Below are 16798 nucleotides of genomic sequence, written 5' to 3' on the forward strand. Positions count from 1 at the left end.
GCGAGCCGGACCGGGGCAGTGGCACTGATCGGTTGCTTACTTCTCGATGACCGCGAGGACGTCGCGGGCGGAGAGCACCAGGTACTCCTCGCCGGCGTACTTGACCTCGGTGCCGCCGTACTTCGAGTAGAGGACGGTGTCGCCGACCTGCACGTCAACCGGAACCCGGTTGCCGTTGTCGTCGACGCGGCCCGGGCCGACAGCGAGGACAGTGCCCTCCTGCGGCTTCTCCTTGGCGGTGTCGGGGATCACGATGCCCGACGCCGTGGTGGTCTCAGCCTCGTTCGCCTGGACCACGATGCGGTCCTCGAGCGGCTTGATCGCAACCTTGGTCGCGGTAGTCACGGGCATACCCTCCTGGGGTACTGGTTTCGTTGCTGGCCGGCGGGGCCGACCAGCGTCAATCTGCCTCATGCCACCGGGCGGGGCCGTCGTCGCGGGTGCCGGTCCGCCTGGCGTGCGCCCCCGGGTCGCGAGACCCGGAAGCTGGCACCCTCAGGGTGAGAGTGCTAATCGCAGGTTATTCCGTGGCTAGCACTCCGTCAAGGAGAGTGCCAGCGAGTCGCGCCCCGCCAGCCCAGATTTCCGGGTCTACCCGGACAATGACCGGGTGGATCTCGATCAGCTGGCGGCGCTGCGTACCCCCGAGGGGTCGGCCGCGCTCACGGCGGCGGCCGGGCTGGCCGGCGGTGATCCACTGGCTGCGGCGTCGGCCCTGCGCGCGGCCGGGGTGCCGCCGACGCTCGCCGCGGCCGCGCTCACCCAGGCTGAGCTGCGCCACCGGGCGGTCGGCAAGTTCGGCCCGGCAGCCGCTGGGATGTTCCTCACCCGCCCAGGGCTGGAGCAGGCCACCCGCCGGGTGGTCGCCGACCGGCGGGCCGCCCGGCTCCACGCGGCCGGCGTGCGCACCCTGGCCGACCTTGGATGCGGCCTCGGCGCCGACGCGCTGGCCGCCGCCCGCGCCGGCATCCGGGTGTACGGGGTGGAGGCCGACCCGGTGACCGCCGCGATGGCCGCCGCCAACGCCGACGCGGCCGGGCTGGCCGACCTGTTCACTGTCGAGTGCGGGGATGCCACGGCGTTCGACGTCTCCCGGGTCGACGGGGTCTTCTGCGACCCGGCCCGCCGCACCACCGGCACCGGGCGACGGATCTTCGACCCGCGCGCCTACTCGCCACCGTGGGACTTCGTGACCGGGCTGGCCGAGCGGGTGCCGCGCACCGTGGTGAAGGTGGCGCCGGGCCTGGACCACGCGCTCATTCCGGCCGGCGCGGAGGCCGAGTGGGTCGGCGTCGATGGCGACCTGGTCGAGGCCGCGCTCTGGTGTGGTGACCTGGCGGAGGTGCCCCGCCGCGCGACCCTCTACCGCCAGCGGGGCGTCGAGACACGCCGCCACCAGCTCAGCGGCTCGGGTGCCGACGAGGCGCCGGTCGGGCCGCCACGTCGCTACCTGTACGACCCGGACCCGGCGGTGGTGCGCGCGCACCTCGTGGCCGAATTGGCCACCGAACTGGACGCCACCCTGGGCGATCCGAGCATCGCCTACCTCTACGCCGACCAGCCGATCCGCACCCCGTACGCACGCTGCCTGGAGATCACCGACGTGCTGCCGTTCTCGCTCAAGCGCCTGCGGGCACTGCTGCGGGATCGTCGGGTGGGCCGGGTGGAGATCCTCAAGCGGGGTTCCGCGCTCACCCCGGAGCAGCTTCGGCGCGACCTTAGGCTGGCCGGCGACGAGGCGGCGAGCCTGGTGCTCACCCGGGTCGCCGGCGCACCGACAGTGCTGATCGGTAGGCCGGTCGACTAGCGTCGCCGGTGTGGCAGGACAGGGCACTCCGGCGACGGCACTGGTGGTCAAGCGTGGGGTGGCGCACCGCACCCATCCGTACCGGGTGGCACCGGACGCCCCGAACTACGGCGCGTTGGTGGCGGTGGCGCTCGGCGTGCCACCGGAGCGCGTGTTCAAGTCGCTGGTGACCGAGGTCGACGGCGCACTGACCGTGGCGGTCGTTCCGGTCACCGGCGAGTTGGATCTGAAGGCGCTCGCGGCGGCCGTCGGTGGCAAGCGGGCGGCGCTGGCCGACCGGGCGGTCGCCGAGCGGGCGACCGGTTACGTACGTGGTGGGATCAGCCCGCTCGGGCAGCGCAAGCGACTGCCCACAGTGCTGGACGACTCCGCGCTGGCATTCCCGACGATCTACGTCTCGGCTGGTCGGCGCGGTCTGCAACTCGAACTGGCCGCGGCGGATCTGGTGGCGCTGACCGACGCCCGCACCGCGCCGTTGCAGACCCACTGACGACCTTCGTTACGTCGACTCCCCCGTGGGATACCCGCGGAGTAACAGCCGCGTTGCTGAATTGTTATCGCTCCCAACAAACTAGGCACCTGCGCGGTCTTGTGGAGCCGGTGTGACGCGAAATACGTTGCCGGACACAACAAAACAACACCTCCCCCACCTCCGAAAGGACCCTGCACATGCGTAAGGGGATCCTCACCATCGCCGCCGTGGGCCTGCTCGCGACCGGCGGCTTGACCGCTTGCAGCGACGACTCCGGCACCGGCTCGACCGACTCCAAAAAGACCCCCAAGATCGGCGTGATCCTTCCGGACAGCAAGTCCTCCCCCCGCTGGGAGACGGCGGACCGCCGCTTCCTGGAGGAGGCGTTCAAGGCCGCCGGCGTCCAGTCCGACATTCAGAACGCCCAGAACGACAAGGCCGCCTTCCAGACCATCGCCGACCAGATGATCACCAGCGGCGTCACCGCCCTGATGATCGTCAACCTGGACTCCGGCACCGGCAAGGCCGTGCTCGACAAGGCCAAGTCGCAGGGCGTCGCCACCATCGACTACGACCGGCTCACCCTCGGCGGCTCCGCCCAGTACTACGTCAGCTTCGACAACGAGTCCGTCGGCAAGCTCCAGGGCGAGGGTCTGGCGAAGTGCCTGACCGAGAAGAACGCCAAGAACCCGGTCGTGGCATACCTGAACGGCTCCCCCACCGACAACAACGCCACCCTGTTCAAGGCCGGATACGACTCGGTGCTCAAGCCGAAGTTCGACTCCAAGGAATACACCAAGGGCCCGGACGACGCCGTGCCGGGCTGGGACGGCCCCACCGCCGCGACCATCTTCGAGCAGCAGCTCACCGCGACCAAGGGCAAGATCGACGGCGTGCTGGCCGCCAACGACACTCTCGGCAACGCCGCCATCTCGATCCTGAAGAAGAACAAGATCAACGGCAAGGTGCCGGTGACCGGGCAGGACGCCAGCGTGGAGGGCCTGCAGAACATCCTCGCCGGTGACCAGTGCATGACCGTCTACAAGGCAGTCCGGGAAGAGGCCAAGGCCGCCGCGGACCTGGCCATCGCGCTGGCCAAGGGCGAGAAGAAGGACACCGGCCAGTCGGTGAAGGACGGTGACCGCGACGTCCCCTCGGTGCTGCTCACCCCGAAGGCCATCTACAAGGACAACGTCAAGGACGTCATCGCCGACGGCTACGCGACCAAGGAGCAGGTCTGCACCGCGGCGTACGCCAAGTTCTGCGCCGAAGCCGGCATCAGCTGACCGACGCTGCAGTACCCGCCGGAACGACCACCGCCGCCCGGCACGGGAGCACCCTCCCGTGCCGGGCGGCGCCCGCCGGACGGGCCCCGACCCTCCCTTGAGAAGGAGACCCCGTGTCCGCGACCCCCCTGCTGGAACTCCGCGGGATCGACAAGAGCTTCGGTCCCGTCCAGGTGCTCCGCGACGTCGCCCTGACCGTCCACCCAGGCGAGGTGACCGCACTGGTCGGCGACAACGGCGCCGGCAAGTCGACCCTGGTGAAGTGCATCAGCGGCATCCACCCCACCGACGCCGGAGAGTTCCTGTTCAACGGTGAACCGGTGCACATCGGCAGCCCCCGCGACGCCGCCACGCTCGGCATCGAGGTCGTCTACCAGGACCTCGCGCTCTGCGACAACCTGGACATCGTGCAGAACATGTTCCTCGGTCGGGAGAGGCGCAGCGGCATCGTCCTGGACGAGCCGACCATGGAACAACTCGCCGCCGAGACCCTGGCAGGGCTCTCCATCCGCACCGTCACGTCGCTGCGCCAGCACGTGTCCAGCCTCTCCGGCGGCCAGCGCCAGACCGTGGCGATCGCCAAGGCGGTGCTGTGGAACAGCAAGCTGGTCATCCTGGACGAGCCGACCGCGGCGCTCGGCGTGGCACAGACCGCGCAGGTGCTCGAACTGGTCCGCCGCCTCGCCGACAACGGCCTGGCCGTGGTGCTCATCTCGCACAACATGAACGATGTCTTCGCCGTCTCCGACCGGATCGCCGCGCTGTACCTCGGCCAGATGGTCGCCCAGGTGAAGACCACCGACATCACCCACGCCCAGGTGGTCGAGCTGATCACCGCCGGGCGCTCGGGCGGGCTCGGCCTCGCCACCGACCCGGGCAGCAACGGCGACGGCCCGCAGGCGGCCGACTCGATCTCAGGAGGCGTCCGATGACCACCACCGCCGTGCGGAAGGACGGCCCGGCGGCCGTCACACCGACGCCGACCGTCGGGGGCCACGTCCGCAACTACCTGAGTCGGGTACGCGGTGGCGACGTCGGCGCGTTGCCGGCCGTGCTCGGCCTGATCGTGCTCTGCACCGTCTTCGCGATCATGCGGCCGTCGTCGTTCCTGTCGGCCGGCAACTTCGCCAACCTCTTCACCCAGGGCGCGGCGGTCACGCTGATCGCGATGGGCCTGGTCTTCGTGCTGCTGCTCGGCGAGATCGACCTCTCCGCCGGCTTCGCCAGCGGCGTCTGCGCGGCGGTGCTGGCCAATGTGGTCACCGTGCTCGGCTACCCCTGGTGGGTCGCGGTGCTCGCCGCGGTCGCCACCGGTGTGGTCATCGGCACCACGCTCGGCATGCTCGTCGCGAAGATCGGTATTCCGTCCTTCGTGGTCACCCTCGCCGGCTTCCTCGCCTTCCAGGGCGTCGTGCTGCTGCTCGTCAAGGATGGCACCAACATCTCCGTCCGCGACGACGTGCTGGTCGCCATCGCCAACCGCAACCTCGGCCCCACGTTGGGCTGGGCGCTGACCGCCCTCGCGGTCGTCGGCTACGCGGCGGTGCAACTGCTGCGCCACCGCAACCGGGCGGCACGTGGTCTGATCACCGACCCGATCGCGGTGGTGGCGCTGCGGATCGCCGGGCTCGCCGTCATCCTCGGCACCGCTGTGTACGTGCTCAACCTGGAGCGCAGCCGCAACGTCCTCATCGTCTCGCTCAAGGGTGTGCCGATCGTGGTGCCGATCATCGCGGTGCTGCTGGTCATCTGGACCTTCGTGCTGCAGCGCACCAGCTACGGCCGGCACATCTACGCCGTGGGCGGCAACCGGGAAGCGGCCCGCCGGGCCGGCATCGGAGTGGACCGGATCCGGATCTCCGTCTTCGTGATCTGCTCGTCCATGGCCGCCATTGGTGGCATCGTGGCGGCCAGCCGGGCCAACTCGGTCGACCCGAACACCGGGGGCAGTAACGTACTGCTCTACGCGGTGGGCGCAGCGGTGATCGGCGGCACCAGCCTGTTCGGTGGCAAGGGCCGCGTCTTCGACGCCGTGCTCGGCGGCGCGGTGGTCGCGGTCATCGAGAACGGAATGGGCCTGATGGGATACACCGCGGGAGTCAAGTACGTGGTCACCGGTGTCGTACTGCTGCTCGCGGCCAGCGTCGACGCGCTCTCCCGCCGCCGCGCGGCAGCCACCGGCACCCGCTGACCACGCGGGAGGTAGCACCGGCATGCGCCCAGGACCGAGCCAGGATGACGTCCGACGGCAGAACCTCGGGGCTCTGCTGAGGCATGTGCACGTCCACGGGGCGACCACACGCGCGGAACTGACCACCACGCTGGGCCTCAACCGCAGCACCATCGGCGCGCTCACCGCCGACCTGTCCGCGGTGGGGCTGGTCAGCGAAGGCGCGCCGAAGGAGACCGGCCGGGCCGGGCGACCGTCACTTGTCGTCCGGCCCGAGTCGGCCCGGGTCTACGCGTACGCGTACTCGGTGGAGGTGGACCGACTGCGCGCGGCCCGGATCGGGTTGGGCGGGGCGGTCCTGGACCGCCGCGACCTGGACAGACCACGCGGGCTGCTGGCCGCGGAGGCCGCGCCGCTGCTGGCCGGCGCGGTCAAGGAGATGCAGCAGTTGGTGCCGGCGGACGCGATCTGCGTCGGCGCCGGCGTCGCGGTCTGTGGCATGGTCCGCCGGGACGACGGCTTGGTCCGGCTCGGCCCCACCACCGGCTGGGTGGACGAGCCGATCGGCTCGGCCCTCGCCGACGAGTTGGGCATCGACGTACCGGTCACGGTGGGCAACGTGGCCGACGTCGCCGCGTTCGCCGAGCACGCACGGGGTGTTGCGGCCGGTTGCGACAACGTCCTCTACCTGTACGGCGACGTCGGCGTGGGTGCCGGCATCATCGCCGGTGGACGTCGGCTGACCGGGCACGGTGGGTACGGCGGCGAGGTCGGCCACATGAAGGTGGTCCGCGACGGCCGGCCCTGTGAGTGCGGCTCCCGGGGTTGCTGGGAGACCGAGATCGGCGAGCACGGTCTGCTGCGCGCTGCCGGACGTTCCGACGCCCGGGGTCGCGACGCCCTGCTGGCGGTCTTCGACGCCGCCGACCGGGGCGACGCCCGGGCCCAGACGGCGGTCCGCCAGGCCGGCGACTGGCTCGGCTTCGGCGTCGCCAACCTGGTGAACATCTTCAACCCCGAAATGGTCATCTTCGGCGGCACCATGCGCGACCTCTACCTCGCGGCGGCGGCCCAGATCCGCAGCCGGCTCAACTCCAACGCGCTCGGAGCCTGCCTGGAGCACGTCCGGCTGCGCACGCCCAAGCTGGGCGCGGACGCCCCCCTGATCGGGGCCGCCGAGTTGGCCTTCGAACGACTCCTCGCGGACCCCCTCGACGTGGGCTGATCCGCGTACGCTGTCCGGCGTGGATGTCGAGCTGCGCGCCTCCGACGACGACCGCAACCGGGTGGTCGCCGAGCTGCACCGGCACACCGCAGCGGGCCGGCTGACCCTCGACGAGTTTTCCGATCGGGCGGGTGCAGTGTGGACGGCACGCACCCTCGGTGACCTGGCCGCGCTGACCCGCGATCTGCCGGCACTGTCCGACCCGCCCGGCGACCGCGACACCGTCGGGCACGGGCACCGCGAGTTGCTGATGCTCTTCGCCGCCGCGGCGCTCACCCTGCTGCTGCTCGGCGGCTTCCTCGCCATCACCCGCTGATCCACGTCGCCAAACGGTGAACTGATCGAGCGATCAGTCCGTATCAGTGGGCGGACGGGCAGCCGGGAGCGTATGGCTGTCCGGTCCAGACGCGTTTCGGTCCGGACCGAGGAGGCACCACAGACATGGCACCGCTCAGATCCGCCCATCGCCGGCTGGGCAACCGGACCCACCGAGCGGCGATGCTGCTCATCGCGATCGTCGCGGGGATCGGTGTCCTGCCCGGCGTGGCCATGGCCGCGCCCGCCGGCGGCGGGCAGCAGCTCAACGCCGCCGACATGACACTGCTCAACGGGGTACGGCTGGCCGGGCTGTGGGAGATGCCAGCCGGTCAGATGGCCGCCGAGAAGGGGCAGTCGGCCAAGGTACGGGAGATCGGCGCCGGCATCGCCAGCGAGCACCAGAAGCTCGACGAGCTCGTGGTCGAAGCAGCCAACAAGTTGGGCGCGACGATCCCCAGCGAGCCGACCGCCGAGCAGAAGGGCTGGCTGGCGGAGATGCAGAAGGCGTCCGGCGCCCGCTTCGACCAGATCTTCGTCACCCGGCTCCGGGTCGCCCACGGCAAGATCTTCCCGGTGATCGGCGCGGTCCGCGCCAGCACCCGGGACGCCACCGTCCGCAAGCTCTGCGACGACTCCAACGGCTTCGTCATGCACCACATGCAGATGCTGGAGAGCACGGGCCTGGTCCGCTGGCCGGAGCTGCCCCCGGCGGCGCTGCCCGCCCCCGGTGACGACGGCCTGTTGGCCGCCGCGGCGGCCAACGCCGGCCCGCAGGTCGGGGTCAGCAGCACAGTCGTCTGGCTGGTCTTCCTCGCCGCCCTGGGCACCGGTGGAATCGCCACCTACCGGATGCTGCGCCGCAGCTGACCGTCGGCGATGACCTCGTTGGTGGCTCGCGTCAGCGGTCGACCTGGGTGAAATCCCAGGAGTGCGGAGCGCGGGCCACCAGCAGGGCAGGCGGATCGGGCAGCGGTCGCGGGTTGCTGCGCCACTTGGAGATGACCACCACGCGATGGTCGGTGGAGGAGAAGACCTCGCTGGAGACATGCAGCGGGTCGTGCTCCAACTCGGGCAGGGCGATGTCGCACACCCAGGTGATCAGGTCAGCGACGCCGTACGCCTCGGCGCGCGCCTCCCACATCCGCACGATCATGTCCGCCGCCCCCGTCACACGCTGACCGTGGTCAACGGCAGTGCCGAATCGGCAGGCAGGTCCAGTCGGCTCGGCGCGACCCCAGCGGCGACCAGGTGCGAACCGAGCGCGGCCACCATCGCACCGTTGTCGGTGCAGAGCTTCGGACGGGGCACCCGGACCCGGATGCCGTACTTCTCGGCCCGCTGCTCGGCCATCGCCCGCAGCCGCGAGTTCGCCGCCACTCCCCCGCCGATCACCAGGGTGTCGATGCCCTGAGCGCGGCAGGCGGCGAGCGCCTTGCTGGTCAGGACGTCACAGACCGCCTCCTGGAAGGACGCGGACACGTCGGCCACCGGCACCGGCTCACCGGCACGCTGACGCGCCTCGACCCACCGGGCCACCGCCGTCTTCAGGCCGGAGAACGAGAAGTCGTACCGGTGGGCGGCGAGATCCTTGGCGGCGGTCAGGCCGCGTGGGAAGGCGATCGCGGCGGCGTCGCCGGCCCGGGCCTCCCGGTCGATCGGCGGGCCGCCCGGGAACGGCAGCCCGAGCAGCCGGGCGACCTTGTCGAACGCCTCACCAGCGGCGTCGTCGATGGTGGCGCCCAGCGGGGTGACGCCCCGGGCCAGGTCGTCTACGAGCAGCAGGGACGAGTGACCGCCGGACACCAGCAGCGCGATGGCGGGTTCGGGCAGTGGGCCGTGCTCAAGGGTGTCCACCGCGACGTGGGCGGCAAGATGGTTCACGCCGTACACGGGCTTCTCGGCGGCGAGCGCGTACCCCTTGGCGGCGGCGACACCGACCAGCAGCGCACCGGCCAGACCAGGCCCGGAGGTGACCGCGATCGCGTCGATGTCGGCCAGGGTGACGCCGGCCTCGGTCAGGGCGCGGTCCATGGTGGGCACGATGGCCTCCAGGTGTGCCCGGCTGGCCACCTCGGGCACCACACCCCCGAATCGGGCGTGCTCCTCGACGCTGGAGGCGAGCGCGTCGGCCAGCAGGGTGTGCCCCCGCACGATGCCGACGCCGGTCTCGTCGCAGGAGGTCTCGATACCCAGGATCAGCGGTTCGTCAGCCATGGTCGTGTGGTCCGTCCCCGGTCGGCTCGGCGTCGCGCCGCATGACCAGCGCGTCGGTGTTGCTCGGTTGGTAGTAGCCGCGCCGCACCCCGATCGGCTCGAACCCGTACGTCGCGTAGAGCCGCTGGGCGGCGGCGTTGTCCGCGGCGACCTCCAGCAGGGTGCTGCGGGCGTCCCGCCGGGCCGCCTCGGCGAGCAGTTCCTCCAGCAGGACGCGGCCCACGCCCCGCCGCTGGGCGTCCCGGCGCACGGCGATGTTCTGCACCCACACCTCGTCCGGTGGAGCCCCGGCGAGGCCGGCGTAACCGAGCACCGCGCCATCCCCGTCGACGGCGACCCGGTAGTGGTGCCCGTTTGCCAGCTCGTTCCAGAACATGGCCGGCGACCACTGCTCGGCGCCGAAGAGGTCCGCCTCGATCGGCAGCACGTCGTCGATGTGCCACCAGCGGAACGGGACGAGCCGTACCGCTGTCATGGCAGGACCGGTTTGCGGCCGACAGCCGCCACCGCGTCGGGACGGCGCAGGTAGAGCGGGGTGAGCCGCTCACTGGACGCTCCCGCCCGGATCCGCTCGGCCGCGAGCAGCGCCAGCACGGTGGCGTCCGGGTACCTGGGCTCGACCCGCACGGGCAGGTCCAGGATCTCGGCGTACCGGTGTGCCCCGTCCCCGACCGCGATCGTCGCGCCCAACTCCCGGGCGCGCGCGGCGGCCACCGACGGCGTGGACACCTCAGGCCCGACGATCCGCTGGCCCGCACCGTCGTAGACGGCCCAGTAGAGCTCCTTGCGCCGGGCATCGCTGGCGGCCAGCACCGGCTCGCCGGACGCCGCCGGGTAGCCGATGGCGTCCAGCGAGCAGACGCCGTACGTGGGGATGCCGAGCACCTGACCCATCGTCGCGGCGGTGACCAGGCCGACCCGCAGCCCGGTGAACGGCCCCGGGCCGAGCCCGGCGACGATGGCGCTCAGATCACGTGGGCGTGCGTCGGCGTCGGCGAGGACCGCGTCCACCTGGGGAGCGAGCAGTTCGCCGTGCGCGCGGGCATCGACCGTGCACCGGTGCGCCCGGGATACGACACCGTCCGCCGAGACCTCCACCAGCGCTGCGGTCACCGCAGGGGTCGAGCTGTCCACCACGAGTACGAGCACGGTTAGCCAGCCTAGCCGCCCCGCCACCGCCCCCGGTCACGCCCCGCCCTCGATCACGCCCTGCCCTCGACCACGCCCCGCCCTCGCCCCCGTTCGCGCCTTCGCGGCTCGGACCGCTCTCGGGGACGTTCCGGCCTGAGCGGCGGATGCCTCAACAAGCGCTATACCTGTGAGTCATATTTATGCCCCAGAGGTATAGCGCTCAACAGGGAACGGTCCGGTCACCGCGGCACCTCGTCCGTTCGTCGCGCGAACCCGCACGACGGCCTGGGCAGTCGCGAATCCGCCTCAGCGGTACCGGCTACCGCCCAGCGTGGTCCACCATTCCGAGATGCCATCCACCCGTCTCGGCACTCTGCTCGGCACCGTCGTTCGCCAGCAACGGCAGTTGCGCGGACTGAGCCAGTGCGAGTTGGCCGAACTGGCCGCGATCAGCCAGGCGACCGTCGCCCGGATAGAACGTGGCGAGCGGGCGCCCAGCGTCGCCATGCTCGAGGCCTTGCTCGCTGCGATGGATGTGCAGCTGGCTGTCGGGGTGGAGCCGCTGGACGCGCACCTTGACGCCCGGATGGACGACCTGGCCGCTCGGCCGCTCGCCGAGCGGATCGACGAACTGGGCCTGGATCGGCTGCTGGACCGGCTCAGCGATCTCCCGCAGGTGCTCACCGGGAGCACGGCTGCCCTGTTGCAGGGTGCGCCGGTGCCGGTGGACGCGCTGGAGATCGCCGTGCGGTGGCAGGACTCGAAGGTGTTGACCCGTTGGCTGGAAAGGAACTACGGGCAGCGGTGGAACGCTCGCTGGGGCGAGTTCGGCGGTGTGTGGCTGGAGCCCGAGGAGCCGGGCGAGCACCGCTGGTCGACCCGGTACGGCGAGATCAGGGCCACGATGTGCGACGAGCTGCCCGAGACGATCGAGGTGCGCCACGGCGGTCGGGGCTACCAGGTGGTGCCGCTCGTCGAATTGGAGGTGGCCGAGCCGCGCGCCGGCGAGCTGTTGCGCCGCTACCGTGACCGGCAGCTGGCCAGCGGAAGCTGAGCCACCCGCCGGCCACGCCAACAGCAGGGCGGTGACCGGGAGCCGCGAGCCGCAGAGGTCAGCCGGCGGTGCGCTCCCAGTCGATGGTGGGCAGGCCGGCGTCGGCGAGCGCCTTGTTGGCCGCGCTGAACGGGCGGCTGCCGAGGAAGCCCCGCGGGTTCATCGGGCTGGGGTGGCCGGCCTCCAGCACGACGTGCTGCGGGTTGGTGACCAGGGCCGCCTTCTTGCGGGCGTAGCCGCCCCAGAGCAGGAAGACCACCCGGTCCGGCGAGGCGTCCAGTGCCCGGATGGTGGCGTCGGTGAACTCCTCCCAGCCGGCGTTGGCGTGCGAGCCCGGGGTGGCCTGACGGACGGTCAGCACCGCGTTGAGCAGCAGCACGCCCTGGGCGGCCCACCCGTCGAGGTTGCCGCTGTGCGGCTTGGGAACGCCGACGTCCTCGCCCAACTCCTTGAAGACGTTGCGCAACGACGGCGGCACCGTCACACCGTCGCGGACGCTGAAGCTCAACCCGTGTGCCTGACCGGCCCGGTGGTAGGGGTCCTGCCCGAGGATCAGCACCCGGGTGCCCTGCGGCGGGCAGAGCCGGTAGGCCGAGAACAGGTCCTCCAGGGGAGGGAAGACGGTGTGCGTCGCGTATTCCCGAGCGACGAACTCGGCCAGCGCGGCGGTGCGCGCCGCATCCAGGTGTGGGGTGAGCACGGCACGCCACTGCTCCGGCAGCAGGGCCAGCAGATCCAGGGCGGGGGCGTCGTCGGGCATCAGGAACCTCTCACACAGCGCGGGTCGGTCCCCCGCACTCTAGGCATCGGGTACGACAGCGGCCGCCCTAGCCCAGGTCGGCGAGCCGACGGGCCCAGTCGCCACCGATCGGGTCCAGCTCGACGATGCGGGTGTCGTCGTCGCGGCGGTCGATCCGGACCCGCAGGTGCGCGTCGACCAGCTGCTCCACCAGGCCTTCACCCCACTCCACCACGGTCACCGAGTCCTCGACCGATGCGTCGAGGTCCAGGTCGTCGATCTCGGCGCGGGGGTCGGTGGCGGCGCCCAGTCGGTACGCGTCGGCGTGCACCAGGGCGACCCGGCCACCCCGGGCCGGATCGGGGCGGTGCACCCGGGCGATCACGAACGTCGGCGAGGTGATGTCGCCGAGTACACCGAGCCCGGCGCCGACGCCCTGGGTGAGAGCGGTCTTGCCGGCGCCCAGCGGGCCGGTCAGCAGCACCAGGTCGCCGGCGCGCAGCAGCCCGGCCAGGCGTCGGCCGAACTCCCGGGTGTCCTCGACGGTCGGCAGCTTGACGACGTGACTCACCGTTCCTCCGGCTCTGCGAGTGATTCGAGGAACCGCGCGAGCGCGGCGTTGACCTCGTCGGCGTGCTCCAGCATCACCACGTGTCCACTGTCTTTGATCTTGACGAACTCGGCGTGCGGCAGCCGCCGGACGATCTCTTCCGAGTGGGTCACCGGAGTGATCATGTCCTTGTCGCCGACCACCACCAGCACCGGCGTCGCGGCCAACGCCGCGAGAGCCGGGAAGCGCGAGTGGGTGGCCAGGGTCCGCAGGTAGCGGGTCACCGTGTCGGCCGATGTCCGGGAGTTCATCGTCTCCACGTAGGACACCAGCGACGGGCTGGGCTTGCGGGTGCCGAAGCCGTACTTGCGGGTCAGCAGCCAGGCCACGTTCGACGTCGACTTGCGGGCCTTGTCGATCACCGGCCCGCCGTACCGGGTGGCGTTGCTGACCATGTACAGCACCGGGCCGCCGACCCGGCCGAGCAGCGCGGGCGCGACCAGCTTGGTCTCGGCGATGAGCCCGCCCGAGGTGGCCATCAGGACCGTGCCCACCACCCGGTCACCGAACAGCTCCGGGAACAACTCGGCGAACGCCATGATGGTCATGCCGCCCATCGAGTGACCGACCAGCACCAGCGGCCCGTCCGGGGCGGTGCGGTCGATCACCTGGCGCAGCGTCCGGCCGAGCACCGCGAGGTCGTACTCCCCGGTCTCCAACCGGCCGGACCGACCGTGACCGGGCTGGTCGTACGCCACGACCCGGTAGTCACCTCGGGCCGCGAGCATCTGGCGCTGGAAGTGGAACGTCCCCATGTCCAGGCAGAAGCCGTGCACCAGCACCACCGTCGGATGCCCCGGCACCGGCCTGGTCGGCTCGACCACCTCGACGTGGATGTCCGTGCCGTCCGGCAGCTCCAGACGGAACGCCTCGTCGTACCGCTGCTCGCCGAACGCCTCGTGCGCGTAGCGGTCGGCCGGGTCTGCCTTGAGCCGGCGGACCAGGGTGCGCTCGGTCGCGACGCCGGCCGCCAGGCCCGCAGCCGCGACCCCGACCGCGGCCCCGAGGATCCCCGCGACCCGGCCCGCCGCGGTCCGCGGACGCGGAATGCGGTAGCTCATGGTCGCTCGCCGTCATAGATCCGAGGCACGCGTGTGCTGCCGAACCGGGTGACGATCTCGTAGTTGATCGTGCCGACCGCCTCGGCCCAGTCGTCGGCGGTCGGCTCACCGTCGGCGCCGCTGCCGAACAGGGTCGCCACGTCACCGTCGGCCACCGGGTCGTCCCCGCAGTCGATCACGAACTGGTCCATGCAGACCCGTCCCGAGATCTTCCGCCTTGCGCCGGCGAGCTGGACCGGGCCGGTGTTGGACGCGTGCCGGGGAACCCCGTCGGCGTACCCGAGCGGCACCACGGCCAGGTTCGCGTCCGCCTCGGTGGTGTAGGCGTGCCCGTAGGAGACGCCGGTGCCGGCGGGCACCCGCTTGGTGAGCATCACCCGGGCGCGTGCGGTCATCGCCGGCCGCAGCCCGTACGTCTCGCCGGCCACCGGGGAGAGCCCGTAGATGGCCAGGCCGGGGCGGACCAGGTCGAAGTGGGTGTCCGGGCGGGTCAGGGTGGCCGCCGAGTTGGCGAGGTGCCGCCAGCGCGGGCGCAGCCCGGCCCGCTCGACCATGGCCAGCCCTTCGTGGAAGACGGCCAGTTGGCGATCGGTGGTGGGGTGGCCGGGGCTGTCCGCGTACACGAAGTGGCTCCACACGCCGACCACCTCGACCAGGCCGTCGGCCTGCGCCTTCGCGGCGGCGTCCAGCAGCGCCGGCCAGTCGGCGACGGTCGCCCCGCCCCGCGACAGCCCGGTGTCGATCTTCAGGTGCAGGCGGGCGGGGCGCCCGGCGAGCCGGCTCGCCTCGATCATCTCGTCCAGCTGCGGAAGGCTGGCCGCGCCCAGGTCCACCCCGGCGGTGACCCCCTCGTGCAGCGGCAACCCCGGCGCGAGCAGCCAGGCCAGCACCGGCACTGTCACTCCGGCCCGCCGCAGGGTGAGCGCCTCGTCGAGGGTGCAGACACCGAGCCAGTCCGCGCCGGCGTCGAGCGCGGCGCGGGCGGCCGGAAGCATGCCATGGCCGTACCCGTCGCCCTTCACCACCGCCATCAGCTCGGCGCTGGTGCCGGAGCGGAGCCTGCTCACGTTCTCGCGGATCGCGTCAAGATCGACGCGTACCTCGGCCTGCCACATACGCCCAGCCTACTTTCCGCCGTGATCACCGGGGGCGGCGACGCACGCCCCCGGACGACGACCCGGCCGGAACGGGCCGATCAGCCCAGCCGGGCGACAACCGGGCGAAGTGCGGTGACCACGTCGGGCGCGGTCACCGGCCCACCCCGGGCCGCCTCCCGGCCGGCGAGCCCGTGCAGGTACGCGGCCGAGGCGGCGGCCCGATCGGCGGGCACCCCGGCCGCCAGCAACGAGCCGAGCAGCCCGGCCAGCACGTCACCCGTGCCGCCGGTGGCCAGCGCCGGGGTGCCGGTCGGGTTGACGTACGCCCGGCCGTCCGGCGTGCCGATCACCGTGCGGTCCCCCTTGAGCAGCACCACCGCGTTCATCCAGGCGGCCAGCCGCAGCGCGGAGCCGACGCGGTCGGCGCCGGGCTCCTCCCCGCACAGCCGGGTGAACTCCCGGTCGTGCGGGGTGACAACGATCGGCGCGTCCCGCCCGCGCAGCCGGTCGGCGAGTGAGCCGTCCACCAGCAGGGTCAACGCGTCTGCGTCGAGCACCACCGGCACCGGGGAAGCCAGCACGGCGCGCAGCTCGGCCGCCGCGTCCTCTCCGGTGCCCAGGCCGGAGCCGCAGACCCAGGCCTGCACCCGGCCCGCGTCGGCGACCCGCCCACTGGCGATCACCGAGGGGTGCTGGTGCAGCACCTCGGCCCGGGCACCGCCGGCATAGCGGACCAGGCCGGTCGGCCCGGCCAGAGCGCCGCCGACGGAGAGCACCGCCGCGCCCGGGTAGGTCGCCGAGCCGGTCGACACCCCCACCACGCCCCGGCTGTACTTCTCCGACGCCGGGCCCAGCTCCGGCCACCAGTCGACCAGGTCGGACCACTCGGTTACCCGCAACGCCGGAGAGCCTCGCAGCCACGGGCGCAGCCCGATGTCGACCAACTCCACCTGCCCGGCCAGGGCGGCTGCCGGCCCGACCACCAGTGCGGGCTTGAGCGCGCCGAACGCCACCGTCACGTCGGCGCGGACCGCTGTCGGTCGGCCGGACGCGGACAGCGGCACGTGGCCGGTGTCCACCGCGACCCCGCTCGGCACGTCCACCGCCAGGATGGTGGCGCGCTCGCCGTCGCGCCCACGCAACTCGCCGAGGCGTTGGACCACCTCGTCCGCGCTCGCCCGCAGCCCACCGGTGCCGCCGATGCCGACGATGCCGTCCAGGACCAGGTCGACCGGGCCGGCCGGCTGCGGCACCAGCCGGCCACCGGCCGCTCGCAGGGCGGCCAGCCCGGCGGCGTGCGCACGCCCGGGGGTGAGCAGCAGGGCGGACACCTGGACTCCCCGGCGGGCCAGCCGCTCCCCCGCGTACAGGGCGTCGCCACCGTTGTCACCGGAACCGACCAGCAGCAGCACCCGGGCGCCGTAGACCCCGCCCCGCTCGACGAGCAGCAGCGCGGCCCGGCGGGCCAGCCCGGCGGCGGCCCGCTGCATCAGCGTCCCGTCCGGCAGCGTGCCCATCAGCCCTGCCTCGGCCGCCCGTACGTCGGCCACCCGCCACACCGATCTCATGCCACCGTGTCCCATTCGTTCGCGGGTGGACCGGGTCGGCCCGCCC

General features: G+C 72.2%; 19 protein-coding genes. 9 read left to right on the forward strand and 10 right to left on the reverse strand.

Annotation, left to right across the window (positions count from 1 at the left end; all coding sequences use genetic code 11):
- Positions 1–36 precede the first annotated feature (36 nt).
- A complete protein-coding gene (groES, locus tag GA0070619_RS24165) occupies positions 37–351 on the reverse strand; it encodes a co-chaperone GroES (RefSeq protein WP_030330046.1) in 315 nt (104 codons plus the stop codon).
- A 259-nt stretch (positions 352–610) separates the two neighbouring features.
- On the opposite strand from groES, the gene GA0070619_RS24170 reads away from it, so the two are divergent.
- From GA0070619_RS24170 to GA0070619_RS24205, 8 genes are all read left to right on the forward strand, one after another.
- A complete protein-coding gene (locus GA0070619_RS24170; RefSeq protein ID WP_088950172.1) occupies positions 611–1807 on the forward strand; it encodes a THUMP-like domain-containing protein in 1197 nt (398 codons plus the stop codon).
- Positions 1808–1817: 10 nt separating this feature from the next.
- Positions 1818–2297, forward strand: a complete 480-nt coding sequence (gene ybaK, locus GA0070619_RS24175; protein ID WP_088950173.1) for a Cys-tRNA(Pro) deacylase — start codon at positions 1818–1820, stop codon at positions 2295–2297.
- Between the two features lie 179 nt (positions 2298–2476).
- Entirely contained in the window at positions 2477–3565 is a 1089-nt protein-coding gene (locus GA0070619_RS24180; RefSeq protein ID WP_088950174.1) for a sugar ABC transporter substrate-binding protein, read from the forward strand.
- Between the two features lie 113 nt (positions 3566–3678).
- A complete protein-coding gene (locus tag GA0070619_RS24185) occupies positions 3679–4497 on the forward strand; it encodes an ATP-binding cassette domain-containing protein (protein ID WP_088950175.1) in 819 nt (272 codons plus the stop codon).
- Positions 4494–5756: a sugar ABC transporter permease gene (locus GA0070619_RS24190; protein ID WP_088950176.1), complete on the forward strand. Its 1263-nt coding sequence runs from the start codon at positions 4494–4496 to the stop codon at positions 5754–5756. The genes GA0070619_RS24185 and GA0070619_RS24190 overlap by 4 nt, the downstream gene beginning before the upstream one ends.
- 22 nt (positions 5757–5778) lie before the next feature.
- Positions 5779–6960, forward strand: a complete 1182-nt coding sequence (locus GA0070619_RS24195) for an ROK family protein (RefSeq protein WP_088950177.1) — start codon at positions 5779–5781, stop codon at positions 6958–6960.
- 19 nt (positions 6961–6979) lie between these two features.
- Positions 6980–7276 carry a DUF1707 SHOCT-like domain-containing protein gene (locus GA0070619_RS24200; RefSeq protein WP_088950178.1) on the forward strand — a complete coding sequence of 99 codons (297 nt, stop codon included), beginning with the start codon at positions 6980–6982 and terminating at the stop codon, positions 7274–7276.
- 125 nt (positions 7277–7401) lie between these two features.
- On the forward strand, positions 7402–8145 hold the full coding sequence (locus GA0070619_RS24205) for a DUF4142 domain-containing protein (RefSeq protein WP_088950179.1): 744 nt from the start codon (positions 7402–7404) through the stop codon (positions 8143–8145).
- A 31-nt stretch (positions 8146–8176) separates the two neighbouring features.
- On the opposite strand, the gene GA0070619_RS24210 is transcribed toward GA0070619_RS24205, so the two are convergent.
- Genes GA0070619_RS24210 through tsaB form a run of 4 tightly spaced genes read right to left on the reverse strand, consistent with a single transcriptional unit; the run spans position 8177 to position 10641 of the window.
- On the reverse strand, positions 8177–8431 hold the full coding sequence (locus GA0070619_RS24210; RefSeq protein WP_088950180.1) for a hypothetical protein: 255 nt from the start codon (positions 8429–8431) through the stop codon (positions 8177–8179).
- Positions 8432–8445: 14 nt separating this feature from the next.
- Positions 8446–9492 (reverse strand): tRNA (adenosine(37)-N6)-threonylcarbamoyltransferase complex transferase subunit TsaD, encoded by a 1047-nt coding sequence (tsaD, locus tag GA0070619_RS24215; protein ID WP_088950181.1) that lies wholly within the window; start codon positions 9490–9492, stop codon positions 8446–8448.
- Entirely contained in the window at positions 9485–9967 is a 483-nt protein-coding gene (gene rimI, locus GA0070619_RS24220) for a ribosomal protein S18-alanine N-acetyltransferase (RefSeq protein ID WP_088950182.1), read from the reverse strand. Before rimI ends, tsaD begins: the two co-directional genes overlap by 8 nt.
- Entirely contained in the window at positions 9964–10641 is a 678-nt protein-coding gene (gene tsaB, locus GA0070619_RS24225) for a tRNA (adenosine(37)-N6)-threonylcarbamoyltransferase complex dimerization subunit type 1 TsaB (RefSeq protein ID WP_088950183.1), read from the reverse strand. The genes rimI and tsaB overlap by 4 nt, the downstream gene beginning before the upstream one ends.
- Positions 10642–10972: 331 nt before the next feature.
- On the opposite strand from tsaB, the gene GA0070619_RS24230 reads away from it, so the two are divergent.
- The gene (locus GA0070619_RS24230) at positions 10973–11677 is read left to right on the forward strand and encodes a helix-turn-helix domain-containing protein (protein ID WP_088950184.1); all 705 of its coding nucleotides are present in this window, start codon (positions 10973–10975) and stop codon (positions 11675–11677) included.
- Between the two features lie 58 nt (positions 11678–11735).
- Here GA0070619_RS24230 and ung read toward each other — a convergent pair whose 3' ends face one another.
- From ung to GA0070619_RS24255, 5 genes are all read right to left on the reverse strand, one after another.
- Entirely contained in the window at positions 11736–12437 is a 702-nt protein-coding gene (gene ung / locus GA0070619_RS24235; RefSeq protein WP_088950185.1) for a uracil-DNA glycosylase, read from the reverse strand.
- Positions 12438–12504: 67 nt separating this feature from the next.
- A complete protein-coding gene (gene tsaE / locus GA0070619_RS24240) occupies positions 12505–12987 on the reverse strand; it encodes a tRNA (adenosine(37)-N6)-threonylcarbamoyltransferase complex ATPase subunit type 1 TsaE (protein ID WP_088950186.1) in 483 nt (160 codons plus the stop codon).
- The gene (locus GA0070619_RS24245) at positions 12984–14087 is read right to left on the reverse strand and encodes an alpha/beta fold hydrolase (RefSeq protein WP_088950187.1); all 1104 of its coding nucleotides are present in this window, start codon (positions 14085–14087) and stop codon (positions 12984–12986) included. Before GA0070619_RS24245 ends, tsaE begins: the two co-directional genes overlap by 4 nt.
- Positions 14084–15202 carry an alanine racemase gene (alr, locus tag GA0070619_RS24250; RefSeq protein WP_088950188.1) on the reverse strand — a complete coding sequence of 373 codons (1119 nt, stop codon included), beginning with the start codon at positions 15200–15202 and terminating at the stop codon, positions 14084–14086. The genes GA0070619_RS24245 and alr overlap by 4 nt, the downstream gene beginning before the upstream one ends.
- A gap of 80 nt (positions 15203–15282) precedes the next feature.
- Positions 15283–16752, reverse strand: coding sequence for an NAD(P)H-hydrate dehydratase (locus GA0070619_RS24255; RefSeq protein ID WP_088950189.1), 1470 nt, complete (start codon positions 16750–16752; stop codon positions 15283–15285).
- Positions 16753–16798 lie beyond the last annotated feature (46 nt).

This window comes from Micromonospora zamorensis, assembly GCF_900090275.1.
GTDB classification, from domain to species: Bacteria; Actinomycetota; Actinomycetes; order Mycobacteriales; family Micromonosporaceae; genus Micromonospora; species Micromonospora zamorensis.